The 13,503-nt window shown below is 62.2% G+C and carries 13 protein-coding genes and 1 pseudogene; 13 read left to right on the plus strand and 1 reads right to left on the minus strand.

Features of this window, described 5'->3' with window-relative positions:
- The first annotated feature begins 6 nt into the window (after positions 1–6).
- The 4 genes and pseudogenes from O987_RS09735 (at position 7) to O987_RS29755 (ending at position 5,376) form a co-directional block, all read left to right on the plus strand.
- Positions 7–531, plus strand: coding sequence for a DUF962 domain-containing protein (locus tag O987_RS09735; RefSeq protein ID WP_043371942.1), 525 nt, complete (start codon positions 7–9; stop codon positions 529–531).
- Between the two features lie 223 nt (positions 532–754).
- Positions 755–1,282 (plus strand): inorganic diphosphatase, encoded by a 528-nt coding sequence (gene ppa / locus O987_RS09740; protein WP_003056663.1) that lies wholly within the window; start codon positions 755–757, stop codon positions 1,280–1,282.
- A 138-nt stretch (positions 1,283–1,420) separates the two neighbouring features.
- On the plus strand, positions 1,421–3,175 hold the full coding sequence (locus O987_RS09745) for a methyl-accepting chemotaxis protein (protein WP_003056660.1): 1,755 nt from the start codon (positions 1,421–1,423) through the stop codon (positions 3,173–3,175).
- A 431-nt stretch (positions 3,176–3,606) separates the two neighbouring features.
- A pseudogene (locus O987_RS29755) lies at positions 3,607–5,376 on the plus strand (methyl-accepting chemotaxis protein).
- 59 nt (positions 5,377–5,435) lie between these two features.
- Here the strand turns inward: O987_RS29755 and O987_RS09755 are convergent.
- Positions 5,436–6,797: a GNAT family N-acetyltransferase gene (locus tag O987_RS09755; protein ID WP_043371944.1), complete on the minus strand. Its 1,362-nt coding sequence runs from the start codon at positions 6,795–6,797 to the stop codon at positions 5,436–5,438.
- On the opposite strand from O987_RS09755, the gene O987_RS09760 reads away from it, so the two are divergent.
- The 9 genes from O987_RS09760 to O987_RS09800 all read left to right on the plus strand — a co-directional run bounded on the left by O987_RS09760 (position 6,796) and on the right by O987_RS09800 (position 13,444).
- On the plus strand, positions 6,796–8,442 hold the full coding sequence (locus O987_RS09760) for an NAD+ synthase (protein WP_043371946.1): 1,647 nt from the start codon (positions 6,796–6,798) through the stop codon (positions 8,440–8,442). The genes O987_RS09755 and O987_RS09760 overlap by 2 nt on opposite strands.
- Positions 8,443–8,493: 51 nt before the next feature.
- Positions 8,494–8,832 (plus strand): P-II family nitrogen regulator, encoded by a 339-nt coding sequence (locus O987_RS09765; RefSeq protein ID WP_003056652.1) that lies wholly within the window; start codon positions 8,494–8,496, stop codon positions 8,830–8,832.
- A gap of 243 nt (positions 8,833–9,075) precedes the next feature.
- On the plus strand, positions 9,076–10,290 hold the full coding sequence (locus O987_RS09770; RefSeq protein WP_043371948.1) for a tyrosine-type recombinase/integrase: 1,215 nt from the start codon (positions 9,076–9,078) through the stop codon (positions 10,288–10,290).
- A 75-nt stretch (positions 10,291–10,365) separates the two neighbouring features.
- Positions 10,366–10,728 (plus strand): type II toxin-antitoxin system RelE/ParE family toxin, encoded by a 363-nt coding sequence (locus tag O987_RS09775; protein ID WP_043371950.1) that lies wholly within the window; start codon positions 10,366–10,368, stop codon positions 10,726–10,728.
- Positions 10,728–11,048, plus strand: coding sequence for a helix-turn-helix domain-containing protein (locus O987_RS09780; RefSeq protein WP_043371951.1), 321 nt, complete (start codon positions 10,728–10,730; stop codon positions 11,046–11,048). The genes O987_RS09775 and O987_RS09780 overlap by 1 nt, the downstream gene beginning before the upstream one ends.
- 115 nt (positions 11,049–11,163) lie before the next feature.
- The gene (locus tag O987_RS29420; RefSeq protein WP_310936192.1) at positions 11,164–11,451 is read left to right on the plus strand and encodes a hypothetical protein; all 288 of its coding nucleotides are present in this window, start codon (positions 11,164–11,166) and stop codon (positions 11,449–11,451) included.
- Between the two features lie 296 nt (positions 11,452–11,747).
- Positions 11,748–12,020 carry a metal/formaldehyde-sensitive transcriptional repressor gene (locus O987_RS09790; RefSeq protein ID WP_043371954.1) on the plus strand — a complete coding sequence of 91 codons (273 nt, stop codon included), beginning with the start codon at positions 11,748–11,750 and terminating at the stop codon, positions 12,018–12,020.
- 37 nt (positions 12,021–12,057) lie between these two features.
- Entirely contained in the window at positions 12,058–13,038 is a 981-nt protein-coding gene (dmeF, locus tag O987_RS09795) for a CDF family Co(II)/Ni(II) efflux transporter DmeF (RefSeq protein ID WP_043371956.1), read from the plus strand.
- A gap of 94 nt (positions 13,039–13,132) precedes the next feature.
- Positions 13,133–13,444: a hypothetical protein gene (locus O987_RS09800; protein ID WP_144244917.1), complete on the plus strand. Its 312-nt coding sequence runs from the start codon at positions 13,133–13,135 to the stop codon at positions 13,442–13,444.
- Positions 13,445–13,503: the final 59 nt, after the last annotated feature.

Here is a 13,503-nt window from a genome sequence, read left to right on the forward strand (position 1 = left end):
ACAGCGATGAAAACCCTAATCGATCAACTGTCCAACTACGCCGACTACCACCGCGACCCGCGCAATATCGTCACGCACTACATTGGCGTGCCCATCATCATGCAGGCGGTGGTCATTCTGCTGGCCAGGCTGCAATGGGGTGCGCTGGGTGGTATGCCGATCTCGCTGGCCCTGCTGGCAGCGCTTGCCGCCGCGGTGTATTACTGGCGGCTGGACGGGCGCTACGGCCTGTTCATGAGCGTGGTGCTGGCCGTCATGCTGGCGCTGGCGGCGCCCATTGCTGCGCAGCCCATGGGCAGCTGGCTGGCCTGGGGGCTGGGCCTGTTCGCGCTCGGATGGGTGATTCAGTTCGTGGGCCACTACTGGGAGGGACGCAAGCCCGCGTTTTTTGACGATGTGATGGGCCTGGTGATTGGTCCGCTGTTTGTGGTGGCCGAACTGGGCTTTGCGCTCGGGCTGCGCAAGGAGGTGCAGGCGGCAGTGGAGCAGCGCAGCGGTCCCGTGCGCCGTCGCCAGCCTGTGAATGCTTGATGCTCGGTTGCTGAGAGCTAAAAGCATTGTCGGGTAAAGGGTAAATCGCCTTTTTATGGATATTCCGGCCACTGCCAGTCGCCTGTAATGCATCGCTGAGGACCCAGCTTTCAAACATGTAATGCCAGCGTTAGGGTCATGCGCCTAAAATCGCGGGCTGACCCTCAGGTGCCGATGCCTTGTCGGCTCTGGCGGGCTTTTTGTATTACTTCTCCCAACCATCATGTCTCTGAACAATGTGACCCCCGGCTCCAAGACGCCTGAAGTCTTCAACGTCGTCATCGAAATCTCGGCCAACTCGGCTCCCGTGAAGTACGAAGTGGACAAGGAATCCGGCTGCCTGTTCGTGGATCGTTTCCTGGGCACTGCCATGCACTACCCCGTGAACTACGGCTATGTGCCCCAGACCCTGTCTGGCGACGGCGACCCCGTGGACGTGCTGGTGATGACTCCCTTCCCCCTGCCCAGCGGCGTGGTGGTGCCCTGCCGTGCCATCGGCATTCTGGAGATGGAAGACGAGTCCGGCGTCGACGGCAAGGTTCTGGCTGTTCCCACACAGAAGCTGCTGCCTTCCTACGACAAGATCAACCACCTCAGCGATATCCATGAGCTGACCCTGCAGCAGATCGCCCACTTCTTCGAGCACTACAAGGATCTGGAAAAGGGCAAGTGGGTCAAGGTTCTGGGCTGGAAGGGCGTGGACGCGGCACACAAGGAAATCGTGGACGGTATCGCCAACTACAAGGGCTGATCCAAACTAGTAAAGGGTCTCTAACCTTTACTTGCAGAGAAGCCTCGCCATCTGCATCTATACAATTTGAAGCGCACCCGGCGGACCTCGCTTGGTGCGTTTTTTATTGCCTGCATCGATATATACGAGGGGATGCGCATGAGTTGGAAGATTTCGGACTGGCGCGTGGGGACCAAGTTGGGCATCAGCTTCACGGCGCTGGTGCTGTTGTCTGCATTGCTCGGGCTGGTGGCCTGGCTGCAGCTGTCCAGCATTCATGCAGCGGGCCGCGAGGTATCCGAGGTGGCGCTGCCCAGCGTCTACAACGCGGCTTCCATGCGCTCCGAGTACAACCGGCTGCGCCGCCATGAGGCAGGCATCGCCACCGCACGCACTCTGGTCGAGATCGAAGGCTACGAGCAGCAGATCCAGCAGCGCCTGAAGACCATTGCCGAGCAGGAGAAGGTGGTCCATGAGCTGATTGCCAGCCAGCCGCTGCGCGAGGCCTATGAGGGCTATCAGGCCAACAAGGCGAATTTCCTGAAGCTGCATCAGCAGTTGCTGGCACGGGCCCGCGACGGCGACTACAACACTGTGGACAGCCAGGCCGGCATGGCCGATGAACTGGGCCTGTTCTTTGCCGGCCTGTCCGAGCAGGCCTTCAGCCAGCTGGCGGAAAGCACGGGCAAGCTGATGACGCTGCAGCTCGAGAACGCGGCCCAGGCCCAGCAAGCCGAAAAATCCAGCTTCGAGCTGGCTCGCTACTGGCTGCTCGGCACGCTGGCGCTGGTGGTGCTGTTTGCCGCCGTGGTCGGGATTGCGATGACACGCGCCATCACGGCGCCCGTGGCCAAGGCCGTCGAGCTGGCGCAGGCCGTGGCGGCCGGCAGGCTGGGCATGGTGGTGAAGAACCAGCGCCGCGACGAGATGGGCTTGCTGCTCAACGCGCTGGAGGACATGCGTCGCCAGCTGTCCTCCGTGGTTCAGGATGTGCGCGGCAATGCCCACGGCGTGGCCCTGGCGTCCAGCGAAATAGCGCAAGGCAATGCCGATCTTTCATCGCGCACCGAAAGCCAGGCCAGCGCCCTGGAGGAAACGGCGGCATCCATGGAGCAGCTGGGCTCGACCGTGCGTCAGAACGCCGACAATGCCCAGAGCGCCAACCAGATGGCCAGGAACGCCTCCGATGTCGCGGGTCGCGGCGGCGCCGTGGTGGCCCAGGTGGTGGATACCATGAAGGGCATCAACGACAGCAGCCGCCAGATTGCCGACATCATCGGCGTGATCGACTCCATCGCCTTCCAGACCAATATCCTGGCCCTGAACGCAGCCGTGGAGGCCGCGCGAGCGGGCGAGCAGGGCCGTGGCTTTGCCGTGGTGGCAGGGGAGGTCCGTACGCTGGCCCAGCGCAGCGCCGAAGCCGCCAAGGAAATCAAGCAGCTCATCCATGCCAGCGTGGAGCGCGTGGAGCAGGGCTCGCAGCTGGTGGACAAGGCCGGGGCCACCATGGCCGAAATCGTGACGGCCATCGGCCGCGTGACGGACATCATGGGCGAGATCAGTGCCGCCAGCAGCGAGCAGAGCCAGGGTGTGGCCCAGGTCGGCGAAGCCATCACCCAGATGGATCAGGCCACGCAGCAGAACGCGGCCCTGGTGGAGGAAAGTGCCGCGGCGGCCGACTCCCTGCAGCGCCAGGCCAAGGCCTTGGTCGATTCGGTGGCAATCTTTCAGCTCGGCAATCAGGCGCAGGGCTTTGCCAAGGCGGCTCTGCACAACCGGACAGAACCCACAGTGGCCAAGGTCGCAAAGAGCGCAGGCCCGCAAGTCGCTGCGTTGGCCGGCCAGGGGCAGGTCAAGGCGGTTCCCGCGGCTCAGCCCGCTCTGGGAAGCGACCAGGACTGGGAGCAGTTCTGAGGATTTTCCGGTTTCAATGACCTTTGTCTCAAAACCCCGATAGCGAAAGCTGTCGGGGTTTTTTACAAGCTTTCTCCAAACTGTCTTGATATTGATCAAGAAGAGGGGTGGCTTGGTGCTTTTTCAAAGCTATGTAACTTGTGGCGGCATCGAAAATTCCCCGTCACGGCCATTGGTAACTACTAGTAACTAGTGGGGTGATGTAAGTGGTTGCCTACGTATTTGTAGGCTCTTGAAGATAGGCAAGGATTATGAAACTGGAAACAATTGAAAACATATAAGCCGGTATCCGGTTCATTCCATCTCTTGTGTGCCATTCAGAGAGATATTTCCCGATCGAGCAGAAAAAAGTGAATTCGTGCGCTTCGCAGGCCTGGATTCAACAGAAGTATTTATAAAAAACTAATTGGTAATAGAGGGAGGTGCAATCAATGAAAAGCATCAAAATCTCCACGCGGATTCTCGGCACGTTCGGGATTCTGGTCGTGTTGCTGGTCGTGGTGGTCGCCATGGCTTTGCTGCAGCTGCGCTCCATGCGCTCCAGTGCCGAGACCATCACCGGCAACGCCCTGCCCAGTGTGGAAGTGATCAATACCCTCAATACCGACCTGGCGCGCACCCGCTTGCTAGAGTTGCGGCATGTCAATAATGAGGAGCCCGGTTATTTGGCTCAGGTGGAAAGCCAGTTCGATCAATTGCAGAAGCATCTGGCCGAGGCCAAAAAGCTCTACGAGCCTTTGATTCTCACGGCCGAGGAGCGCGAGCTCTACACGCAGTTCCTGCACGAGCGGGAGCGTTATGTCGAGGTGAACAAGCGGTTGTTCGAGGTCTCGCGCAGCGGCGACAAGGAATAGGCCAAGCAATTGCTGGGAGGCGAGTCTCTCAAGCTCTACGACGCGTCTTCGGCGACCCTGCAAAAGCTGATCAAGTTCAACAGTGATGTGGCAAGAAGCGAGACGCGGGCTTCGGAGCAGGTTTACGACCGCGCCGTGAGCTTGCTGGTCGTGGCTGCAGCAATTGCGGTGCTGGTGGCCCTGGGCGCAGGCATCTGGCTGGTGCGCTCCATCCGTGCGCCGCTGGAGCAGGCGGTACAGGCCGCGGACCGCGTGGCCAATGGCGATCTGAGCGGCGTCATTCGCGTGGAGCGAGGGGATGAAACCGGTCGCCTGCTGGGCGCCCTGGAGCGCATGCAAAGCAGTCTGGTGCAGACCGTGCGCACGGTACGCCAGAACGCGGAAGGCGTGGCCTCGGCCAGTTCGCAGATTGCCTCGGGCAATGCCGATCTCTCCAGCCGCACCGAGGAGCAGGCCAGTGCACTGGAGCAGACCGCCGCTTCCATGGAGCAGCTGGGCTCCACCGTGCGCCAGAACGCCGACAACGCCCGTGCCGCCAATCAGATGGCCGTGAACGCTTCCCAGGTGGCAGCGCAGGGCGGAGCCGTGGTGGCCGAAGTGGTGGAGACCATGAAAGACATCAACAACAGCAGCCAGCAGATTGCCGACATCATCACCGTCATCGACTCCATCGCCTTCCAGACCAATATCCTGGCGCTGAATGCGGCCGTGGAAGCGGCGCGTGCCGGCGAGCAGGGCCGTGGTTTTGCCGTGGTGGCGGGCGAGGTGCGCACCCTGGCCCAGCGCAGCGCCGAAGCTGCCAAGGAAATCAAGGCCTTGATCAACACCAGCGTGCAACGTGTGGAGCAGGGCACGCAACTGGTGGACAAGGCCGGAGCCACCATGGCCGACATCGTGTCGGCGATCAGCCGGGTGACGGACCTGATGACCGAAATCAGTGCCGCCAGCCAGGAGCAGAGCCAGGGTGTGGCCCAGGTGGGCGAGGCGGTGACGCAGATGGATCAGACGACGCAGCAGAATGCGGCGCTGGTCGAAGAAAGCGCCGCCGCCGCCGGTGCGCTGCGCAAGCAGGCACAGGATCTGGTCCAGGCCGTGGCGGTGTTTCAGCTGCCTGGCGCAGCGGCTTACGAGCAGTCGCCAAAGACTGTCTCCCGTGCCGCCGCCCCAGTCAAGGCCGCTGCTGCCGCACCAGCGCGCCAGGCACCTGCCGGCCGTGTGGCCGCCCAGCCGGCACCCAGGCAGGCGGCTCCGCGCTCCTTGATGGGCGGGTCCATGGCGGGCGAATCCGCGCCTGCCCGCAATGCGCCAAAGTCCTCGCTGAACGAGGATGACTGGGAAACCTTTTGAATGTCTCCAAGGGTACGGGATTCAAGGCCGCTGCAAAGCGGCCTTTTTTGTCTCCGCCTTCAGGCCCTGCGCAGCGGGTTATGGGACTGAAGCTCTTGCACATACTGGGCCATGCCTTCGCCTTCGCGCTGCAAAAAGCGCTCGATGGCATCGGCAAAAGCCGGGTGGGCCACCCAGTGGGCGCTGGGGGTCTCCACGGGCAGCAGCGCACGGGCCATCTTGTGCTCTCCCTGGGCGCCGCCTTCGAAACGGTCAAAGCCGTTGGCAATGCACCATTCGATGGGCTGGTAGTAGCAGGCTTCGAAATGCAGGCTGTCGACCCGCTCCAGAGCGCCCCAGTAGCGACCATAGGCAACTTTGTTATTGATAGCGTCTTGCGCTTGTCTGTCCTCAAAAAAAAATAGATTTGATGCTGAAATCGTTTCCTGAAAAGCGGTAATAGCTATCAAACTTGATGCAATCGGTTGCCCATTGCGCTCGGCGATGAACATCACCCAGTTCTCGGGCATGGCCGAGGCCATGGCGGCAAAGAACTCTGGTGTCAGATAAGGCGGGTTGCCATGCTCCAGGTAGGTGCGCTCATAGCAGCGGTAGAAGAAGGACCAGTCCTGCGCACCGATATCGCAGCCCTTGATGGCTCTGAAGCTCACGCCGGCTTCGCGAACCTTGCGCCGCTCCTGGCGGATCTTCTTGCGCTTTTCCTGGTTCAGCGAGCCCAGAAAGTCGTCGAAGTCCTTCCAGCGGGACGGTGTCGCCGCAGTGCCGGCGCAGGCCTGCAGGCTGGCGGGCTCTGCCTCTGCAGGCAGAGTGGCGCCCGCAACGGGGAGTGCGGGCGGCGTGTTCGTCCAGTGAAACTGCACCGTGCTGCGCTGCATCCAGCCGGCCGCAGCGCAGGCGGCAAGATCGTCGGCATCACCGAACAGCAGGTGCAGCGATGACAGCTGCTGCTCGGCTGCCCAGGCCTGGACGGCCTGCACCAGCGCCACGCGCAGCGCCTGGCTGCGCGCCAGCAGGCGCGAGCCGGGCACGGGCGTGAAGGGGACGGCCAGCAAACCCTTGGGGTAGTAAGGCAGGCCATGCTGCTGATAGGCACGCGCCCAGGCCCAGTCAAACACATATTCGCCGTAGGAGTGGGTCTTGATATAGAGGGGGCAGGCCGCCAGCAGCTCATCGCCGTCCCAGACGGTGATGACCCGGGCGATCCAGCCCGTATCGGGCGTGGCGCTGCCGCTTTGCTCCATGGCAGCCAGGTATTCGTGGCGCATGAAGGGCGTGGGCGTGGATTGAGAGGCCAGCAGCACATTCCAGGTTTGTGCGTCCAGCTGCTGCACGCTGGCAAGCACGCGAGTGATAATCTTGTTTTCGGCCATGCCCTGATTGTCGCGGGGGCTGGTGGCCTCACCGCCTAGCTTGCATTTCATGACGCTTTCCATCTGCTGTGCCCAACGCAATTTTGTTGTGGGAGACCTCTCTGGCAATGTCCAGAAAATCATTGCCGCTGCCGAACAAGCTTATGCCAACGGTGCCCGCCTGCTGCTCACGCCCGAGCTTGCCCTGTGTGGCTATGCGGCCGAAGACCTTTATCTGCGTCCGGCTTTTCTGGATGCCTGCGACGAGGCCTTGAAGCAGCTGCAGCAGGCCAGCGGCCAATGGCCGGGGCTGGCCCTGGTCATCGGTCACCCGCAGCGCGATGCCCAGACCGGGACATTGTTCAACGCTGCCAGCGTGCTGCGCGACGGCCAGTTGGTGGCACGCTATTACAAGCAGTTGCTGCCCAATTTTGGCGTGTTTGACGAACAGCGCTACTTTGCGGCCGGTGAGCAAAGCTGTGTCTTCGAGCTTGACGGTATCCGTATCGGTCTGCTGATTTGCGAAGACGCCTGGCATGCCGGCCCGGCCCGTGCCGCCGTGGCCGCAGGCGCCCAGTTGCTGCTCGTCATCAATGCCTCGCCATTCCATAGCGGCAAACCCCTGGAGCGCGAGGCGGTGATTGCGCAGCGCGCCGTGGAAAACGCGGTTCCTCTGGTCTATGCCCATCTGGTGGGTGGCCAGGACGAAGTGGTGTTTGACGGCTGCTCGTTCGCGGTGCAGGCCGACGGCCAGGTGGCGGCGCGTGCGGCGGCCTTCGAGGAAGATCTGCCCATGATGGCCGCGCATCCGGGCGATGGCGGCGTGACGCTGATGGGCGAAGTCAGGCCTCTGCCGGGCCACCATCAGGCGCTCTGGTCTGCGCTGGTGCTGTCCGTGCGCGACTATGTGGGCAAGAACCGCTTCCCGGGCGCGCTCATCGGCCTGTCGGGCGGCATGGACTCGGCCCTGGTGCTGGCTATCGCAGTGGACGCGCTGGGCGCGGACAAGGTGCGCACGGTCATGATGCCTTCGCCCTATACGGCCGATATCAGCTGGCTGGACGCGCGCGAAATGTCCGAGCGCGTGGGCGTACAGCACGAAGAGATCGATATCGCGCCGCAGTTCGAGGCCTTCAAGGCGGCGCTGGCTGGTACGTTTGCGGGGCGTGCCGAAGACACGACCGAGGAAAATCTGCAGGCCCGTATTCGCGGCACCCTGCTGATGGCCATGAGCAACAAGTTTGGCTCCATCGTGCTGACCACGGGCAACAAGAGCGAGATGTCCACCGGCTACTGCACGCTGTACGGTGACATGGCCGGCGGCTTTGCGGTCATCAAGGATGTGTTCAAGACCGAGGTGTTCGCGCTGGCGCGCTGGCGCAATGCCAACGACCTCTTCGGCACCGGGCTCGACCCCATCCCCGAGCGCATCATCACGCGCCCGCCCAGCGCCGAGCTGCGCCCCGATCAGAAGGATCAGGACAGCCTGCCGGACTACGAGGTGCTGGATGCCATCGTGTCCCGCTACATGGAAAACAACGAGAGCATAAGTTCCATCGTTGCCGAGGGTTTTGCACCGGCGGACGTGGAACGGGTCACGCGTCTGATACAAATCAACGAGTACAAGCGCCGCCAGGCTCCGGTCGGTCCGCGCCTGACGATGCGCAGCTTCGGCAAGGACTGGCGCTATCCCATCACCAACAAATTTCGCGCCTGAGTCTTTGCCTCCGGTGTTTTGCCGATTTCAATCCATTGAGGAACTAGCCCCATGAAAATGATTACCGCCGTCATCAAGCCCTTCAAGCTCGAGGAAGTGCGCGAGGCCCTGGCCGAGTGTGGGGTGAACGGTCTGACCGTGACCGAAGTCAAGGGTTTCGGCCGCCAGAAAGGCCATACCGAGCTCTACCGTGGCGCCGAATACGTGGTCGATTTCCTGCCCAAGGTGAAGATCGAAGTGGTGGTGCGCGACGAAGACGTGGATCGCTGCGTGGACGCCGTCGTCAATGTCGCGCGCACCGGCAAGATTGGCGATGGCAAGATCTTCATCACTCCCGTGGAGCGCGTGGTGCGTATCCGCACGGGCGAGTTGGACGATACCGCTGTCTGAGCGGGCATGCCGTGCCCCAGGCATGTGCCCCAATCAAAAAGCCAGACCCTGAGTCTGGCTTTTTTCATTTCACCATGACTCCAGCACCGAACTTCGCTGGACTACGCCGAAGCCCGATACAGCAGGTTTATCAATAACTTAGGCGAGTTCAACATATGCCGGTGCTTTCCGAAACCTGACCCGGCTTCCCCTCTGCTGGCCCCTATGAGGCTCCTGGGAAACGGGTCTTTCCGAGGAGTCATCATGGCGAAAACCAAGCTCACCAAGACCGCTGTTGAGGCGGCGCAACCCCAGGCTCAGGCCGTCGAACTCCGGGACACGCTGGTGCCCGGCTTCCTGTGCAAGATTACACCAGCCGGCCGCAAGGTGTTCATGCTCCAGTACCGCACGAACGCCGGTGAGCGGCGCAAGCCCGCCCTGGGCCTGTTCGGGGAACTGACCGTCGAGCAAGCCCGCTCGCTGGCGCAGGAGTGGCTGGCGCAGGTGCGCCGGGGCAGCGACCCGGCCGCCGACAAGGCAGCGGCGCGCAAGGCCCCCACGGTCAAGGAGTTGTGCGAGAAGTTCATGGAGGATCACTCCAAGCAGCGCAACAAGCCCAGCACGCAGGACGGCTACCAAGGCGTCATCGACCGCAACATCATCCCGATGCTGGGTCGCATGAAGGTGCAGGACGTGAAGCGCCCAGATGTGGCCGGAACGATGAAGAAGATGGCGCACAAGCCGGCCGAGGCGAACCGCACATTCAGCGTGATGCGCAAGATGTTCAACTTGGCCGAGGTGTGGGGCTACCGGCCTGACGGCACCAATCCGTGCCGCCATGTCCCGACCTACCCCGATGGCAAGGCCACGCACCTCATCAGCGATGAGGAAATGGGCAAGCTGTTCCGGCATCTCGATTTTCTGGAAACCGACGGGCTGGGCCTAGACCATGCGGTTCTTCCGCTGGCGATCCGGCTGCAATTCGAGTTTGCGGCCCGCCGCTCGGAGATCGTCACGCTGCAGTGGGATTGGGTGGACTTGGAGAACAGGCGTGTGGTCTGGCCCGACAGCAAGACTGGCGGCATGTCCAAGCCCTTGAGCGATGAAGCCTGCCGGCTGCTGTCCACCGCACCGCGCCAGGATGGCTGCCCGCATGTGTTCCCGTCCCCCAACCATCCGGGACAGCATATGACCACGGGCGAGTATTACGGTGGCTGGACGCGCATCCTCAAGCGCGCTGGCGTGACCCATGTGGGTACGCACGGCGTTCGGCACCGCTCGGCCACCGACATTGCTAACTCGGGCATCCCGGTCAAGGTGGGAATGGCGCTGACGGCGCACAAGACCGTGGCCATGTTCATGCGCTACGTCCACACCGAGGATGCGCCGGTGCGCGCAGCGGCCGAGCTGGTGGCAAACCGGCGCCAGGCCATCGCAGGAACTCGACGCAGCGCGCCGGCCGAGGCAGCGACCGCCTGAACAGCTAGCCCGAATTGTTGTACCGCTGAAACGACAATTCGGGCTCTTGCGATCTATACCTGAACGGATATAATCATGGAGCAGAAACGAAAGCTGCTGTACTGGGAAGGCTCCTCGAAAAAGGACTTCAAGGACTTTCCCATCGACGTGCAGAAGGACATGGGCGTGGCGCTGTTCATCGTCCAGTTGGGCAGTACGCCGGATTCGGCCAAGCCTTGGAAGGGGCTGGGCTCTGGCGTGTACGAACTTGTGGAAGACCACCGGGGCGATACCTTCCGGGCGGTTTACACCGTGAAGGTGGGCGATGCGGTGCATGTGCTGCATGCGTTCCAGAAGAAGTCCAAGTCCGGCATCGCCACGCCGCAGCCGGACGTGGAGTTGATCGAGAAGCGGCTGAAAGCAGTGCTCGCCCGTCACGGGGCGAGCGGGAGAAAGTGATGATTCGCAATGAGCATCCCCAAGGCACCGACAACGTGCTGATGGATCTAGGCTTTGACGATGCCGAGGAACTGACGGCCAAGGCCGCGCTTGCGCTCAAGCTCAATACCTTGATCGACCAGCGCGGTCTGAGCCAGACCGAGGCGGCGGCGATCACGGGCATGACCCAGCCCAAGGTGTCGCAGGTGCGCCGCTACAAGCTCCAGAACATCTCGCTGGAGCGGCTGATGCAGGCGCTGGTGTCGCTGGATCAGCAGGTCAAGATCGTGGTGCAGCCTGCACGGCGGGCGCATGCGCCGGGGATTCTGGTGGCGGGCTGAGATTCATTTTTTGAGTTGGCCAACTTCCCCAACATTGAGTGGAGCCTGTGCGGCGATGCAGTCAAGCCGGGCCAATGGAGCGCAGATGAGAAGAAGCAGGCCCCATGGTGAAGCAATGGCCGAGCTGTACCGCAGCGATCCGGCTCTGGCGCTGGAGGTCATCCAAGGCATCGAAGCGGACAGCGATCACGCCGAACTGCCAAGCGTGCTGCAGCAGGTAGCGCAAGCTCTCGGTGGAATGGAGAGCAGCCCGATCATTGAATCCCTGCGGGGTGAACTGGTTGCGCTGTGCGCGGGAGGCGCTGTCAGCCGGGAGGTGGTGCAGGCATTTGATGCGCTGCTGGCGCAGGATGGAGTTGGAGATTGTCGTATCGCTGATACGACAATTGCTCACGCCCCTTGAGTCCATTCGCCAGACACTGTCTGGCGAATTTCCTTCCAGGTCTTCGGGGCTGGCAACCACATCCCCGGCGTTGGCAATTTCCCAGACAGTGTCTCGGAAATTCGATCTGTTCCTGCCAAGCGGAGTCAGAAAACAGTGATGACTGAATGAGCCTCAGGGCGTGCCGGCACGCAGTGCCGCCAGACGCTAATTGCCTTGAAGCCCATCCGCCTGGTCATGTTTTGACCAAACCCCGTCTCAGCGGTGAGCATGGTCAATGTAATATAGCCCCCTAGGCTATATTGACTGACCTCGCCATGTCCCACACTTCCCGAGAAAAAGCCAAGCTGATCGCGCGCGTGCGCCGCATCAAGGGTCAGCTTGAAGGCATCGAGCGCGCCCTGGAAGCAGATGCAGCCTGTGTCGAGGTGCTGCGCCAGATCGCGTCCGTGCGTGGCGCGGTCAACGGCCTGACTGCGGAGGTGATGGAAGACCATCTGCGCGAGCACGTCATCGCGCCATCGACCGACAAGGAACGCCACCAGGGCGGCGAGGAAATGATCGAAGTCATTCGGGCCTACATGAAATGACCTTGTTGCCCGCGCCTCTCATTGCAGAAATTCAGCCATGAATCTCCACGCCCCCACCACGCCCGCACACGACCATTTCTTCCTCGGCGCTAACCACCAGCGCAACGAGAGCAAGGTATGGCTGGTGATTGCGCTCACGGCCAGCATGATGCTGGTAGAAATCGTTGCGGGCACCGTCTATGGCTCGATGGCGTTGGTGGCGGACGGCTGGCACATGTCCACCCATGCGGGTGCGATGCTGATCACCGCGCTGGCCTACCGTTTCGCGCGCCGGCATGCCGGCAATCCGCGTTTCACCTTCGGCACGGGCAAGCTCGGAGACTTGGCGGGATTTGCCAGCGCGGTGGTGCTGGCCCTGATCGCCTTGCTGATTGGCTGGGAAAGCCTGGTGCGCCTGACCCAGCCAATCCAGATCGACTTCAACCAGGCGATCGCCGTGGCCGTCGTGGGGCTGCTCATCAACCTGGTCTGCGCCTGGCTGCTGAAGGATGACCACGCGCACCATGCCCATCACGGTCATGCGCATGGGCATGGGCATGGGCATGGGCATCACCACGATCACGACGACGATCACCATGCGCCGGGCAAGGGACGGGACAACAACCTGCGTGCGGCCTATGTGCATGTGCTGGCCGATGCCCTGACCTCCATCCTGGCCATCGTCGCGCTGCTGCTGGGCCGCAGCTATGGCTGGCTCTGGGCCGATCCGCTCATGGGCGTGATTGGCGCGCTGGTGATTGCCCGCTGGTCATGGGGGCTGATCCAGGACTCCGGCAGCGTGCTGCTGGACGCCGCCGCCGAGGGGCAGGAAGTGCGGCAGGAGATTCGGGAGGCGATGGAGCCCACCGGAAGCCATGTCACCGATCTGCATGTCTGGCAGGTGGGGCCGGGACATTTCGCGGCCATCGTTTCGTTGATGGCCAGGGAACCGAAGGAGCCCGTGCACTACAAGGCGCTGCTGGCGCATATCCACGAGCTGTCGCATGTCACGGTCGAGGTGCAGCGGGCCACCACATGACGATGCACCTCCCCCTCAATCATTCTGGCATTCATTGGCAAACTAGAATCGCATGATGCGCCGCAAGTTCGCCCTTGCCCTGATGTTACTCTCCATGCTGTGGCAGTCCCTTGCCATAGGAGGGCAAGCTGCGGCATTCGCGGATGTTCACGAAGTGGCGCATATGGCGATGCACTCGCTGAGCGAGGCGCACCACCACCATGACGATGGCTCGGTCGTCCAGGACGACTCCGACGAGTCCCGGCAGCATGTCGTTGCCGATGGCGGCGTGAGCAGCCCCTTCCTATGGGCTGTCACATCCTTCTCGCTCATTCCCACCGGTTCCGCGCGTCCGCCCATGATGGACGAATGGCCACTGCCGCCGCCTGTGCTCGACGGCCCGCGAAGACCCCCCCGGCTGTCCTGACCTTCTGAAAACTCCTCCCCCCGCTGCGCTCCCCGCGCGGCCGGGCTGTTTTCAAGCCG

This window comes from Comamonas testosteroni TK102 (assembly GCF_000739375.1).
GTDB lineage: Bacteria > Pseudomonadota > Gammaproteobacteria > Burkholderiales > Burkholderiaceae_C > Comamonas > Comamonas brasiliensis.

Coding starts and splice junctions, on each gene's coding strand:
- O987_RS09800 (WP_144244917.1), top strand. CDS start 13,133: ATGCTGTGGCAGTCCCTTGCCATAGGAGGGCAAGCTGCGGCATTCGCG.
- ppa (WP_003056663.1), top strand. CDS start 755: ATGTCTCTGAACAATGTGACCCCCGGCTCCAAGACGCCTGAAGTCTTC.
- O987_RS09745 (WP_003056660.1), top strand. CDS start 1,421: ATGAGTTGGAAGATTTCGGACTGGCGCGTGGGGACCAAGTTGGGCATC.
- O987_RS09790 (WP_043371954.1), top strand. CDS start 11,748: ATGTCCCACACTTCCCGAGAAAAAGCCAAGCTGATCGCGCGCGTGCGC.
- O987_RS09765 (WP_003056652.1), top strand. CDS start 8,494: ATGAAAATGATTACCGCCGTCATCAAGCCCTTCAAGCTCGAGGAAGTG.
- O987_RS09770 (WP_043371948.1), top strand. CDS start 9,076: ATGGCGAAAACCAAGCTCACCAAGACCGCTGTTGAGGCGGCGCAACCC.
- O987_RS09775 (WP_043371950.1), top strand. CDS start 10,366: ATGGAGCAGAAACGAAAGCTGCTGTACTGGGAAGGCTCCTCGAAAAAG.
- O987_RS09780 (WP_043371951.1), top strand. CDS start 10,728: ATGATTCGCAATGAGCATCCCCAAGGCACCGACAACGTGCTGATGGAT.
- O987_RS29420 (WP_310936192.1), top strand. CDS start 11,164: ATGGCCGAGCTGTACCGCAGCGATCCGGCTCTGGCGCTGGAGGTCATC.
- O987_RS09755 (WP_043371944.1), bottom strand. CDS start 6,797: ATGAAATGCAAGCTAGGCGGTGAGGCCACCAGCCCCCGCGACAATCAG.
- O987_RS09735 (WP_043371942.1), top strand. CDS start 7: ATGAAAACCCTAATCGATCAACTGTCCAACTACGCCGACTACCACCGC.
- dmeF (WP_043371956.1), top strand. CDS start 12,058: ATGAATCTCCACGCCCCCACCACGCCCGCACACGACCATTTCTTCCTC.
- O987_RS09760 (WP_043371946.1), top strand. CDS start 6,796: ATGACGCTTTCCATCTGCTGTGCCCAACGCAATTTTGTTGTGGGAGAC.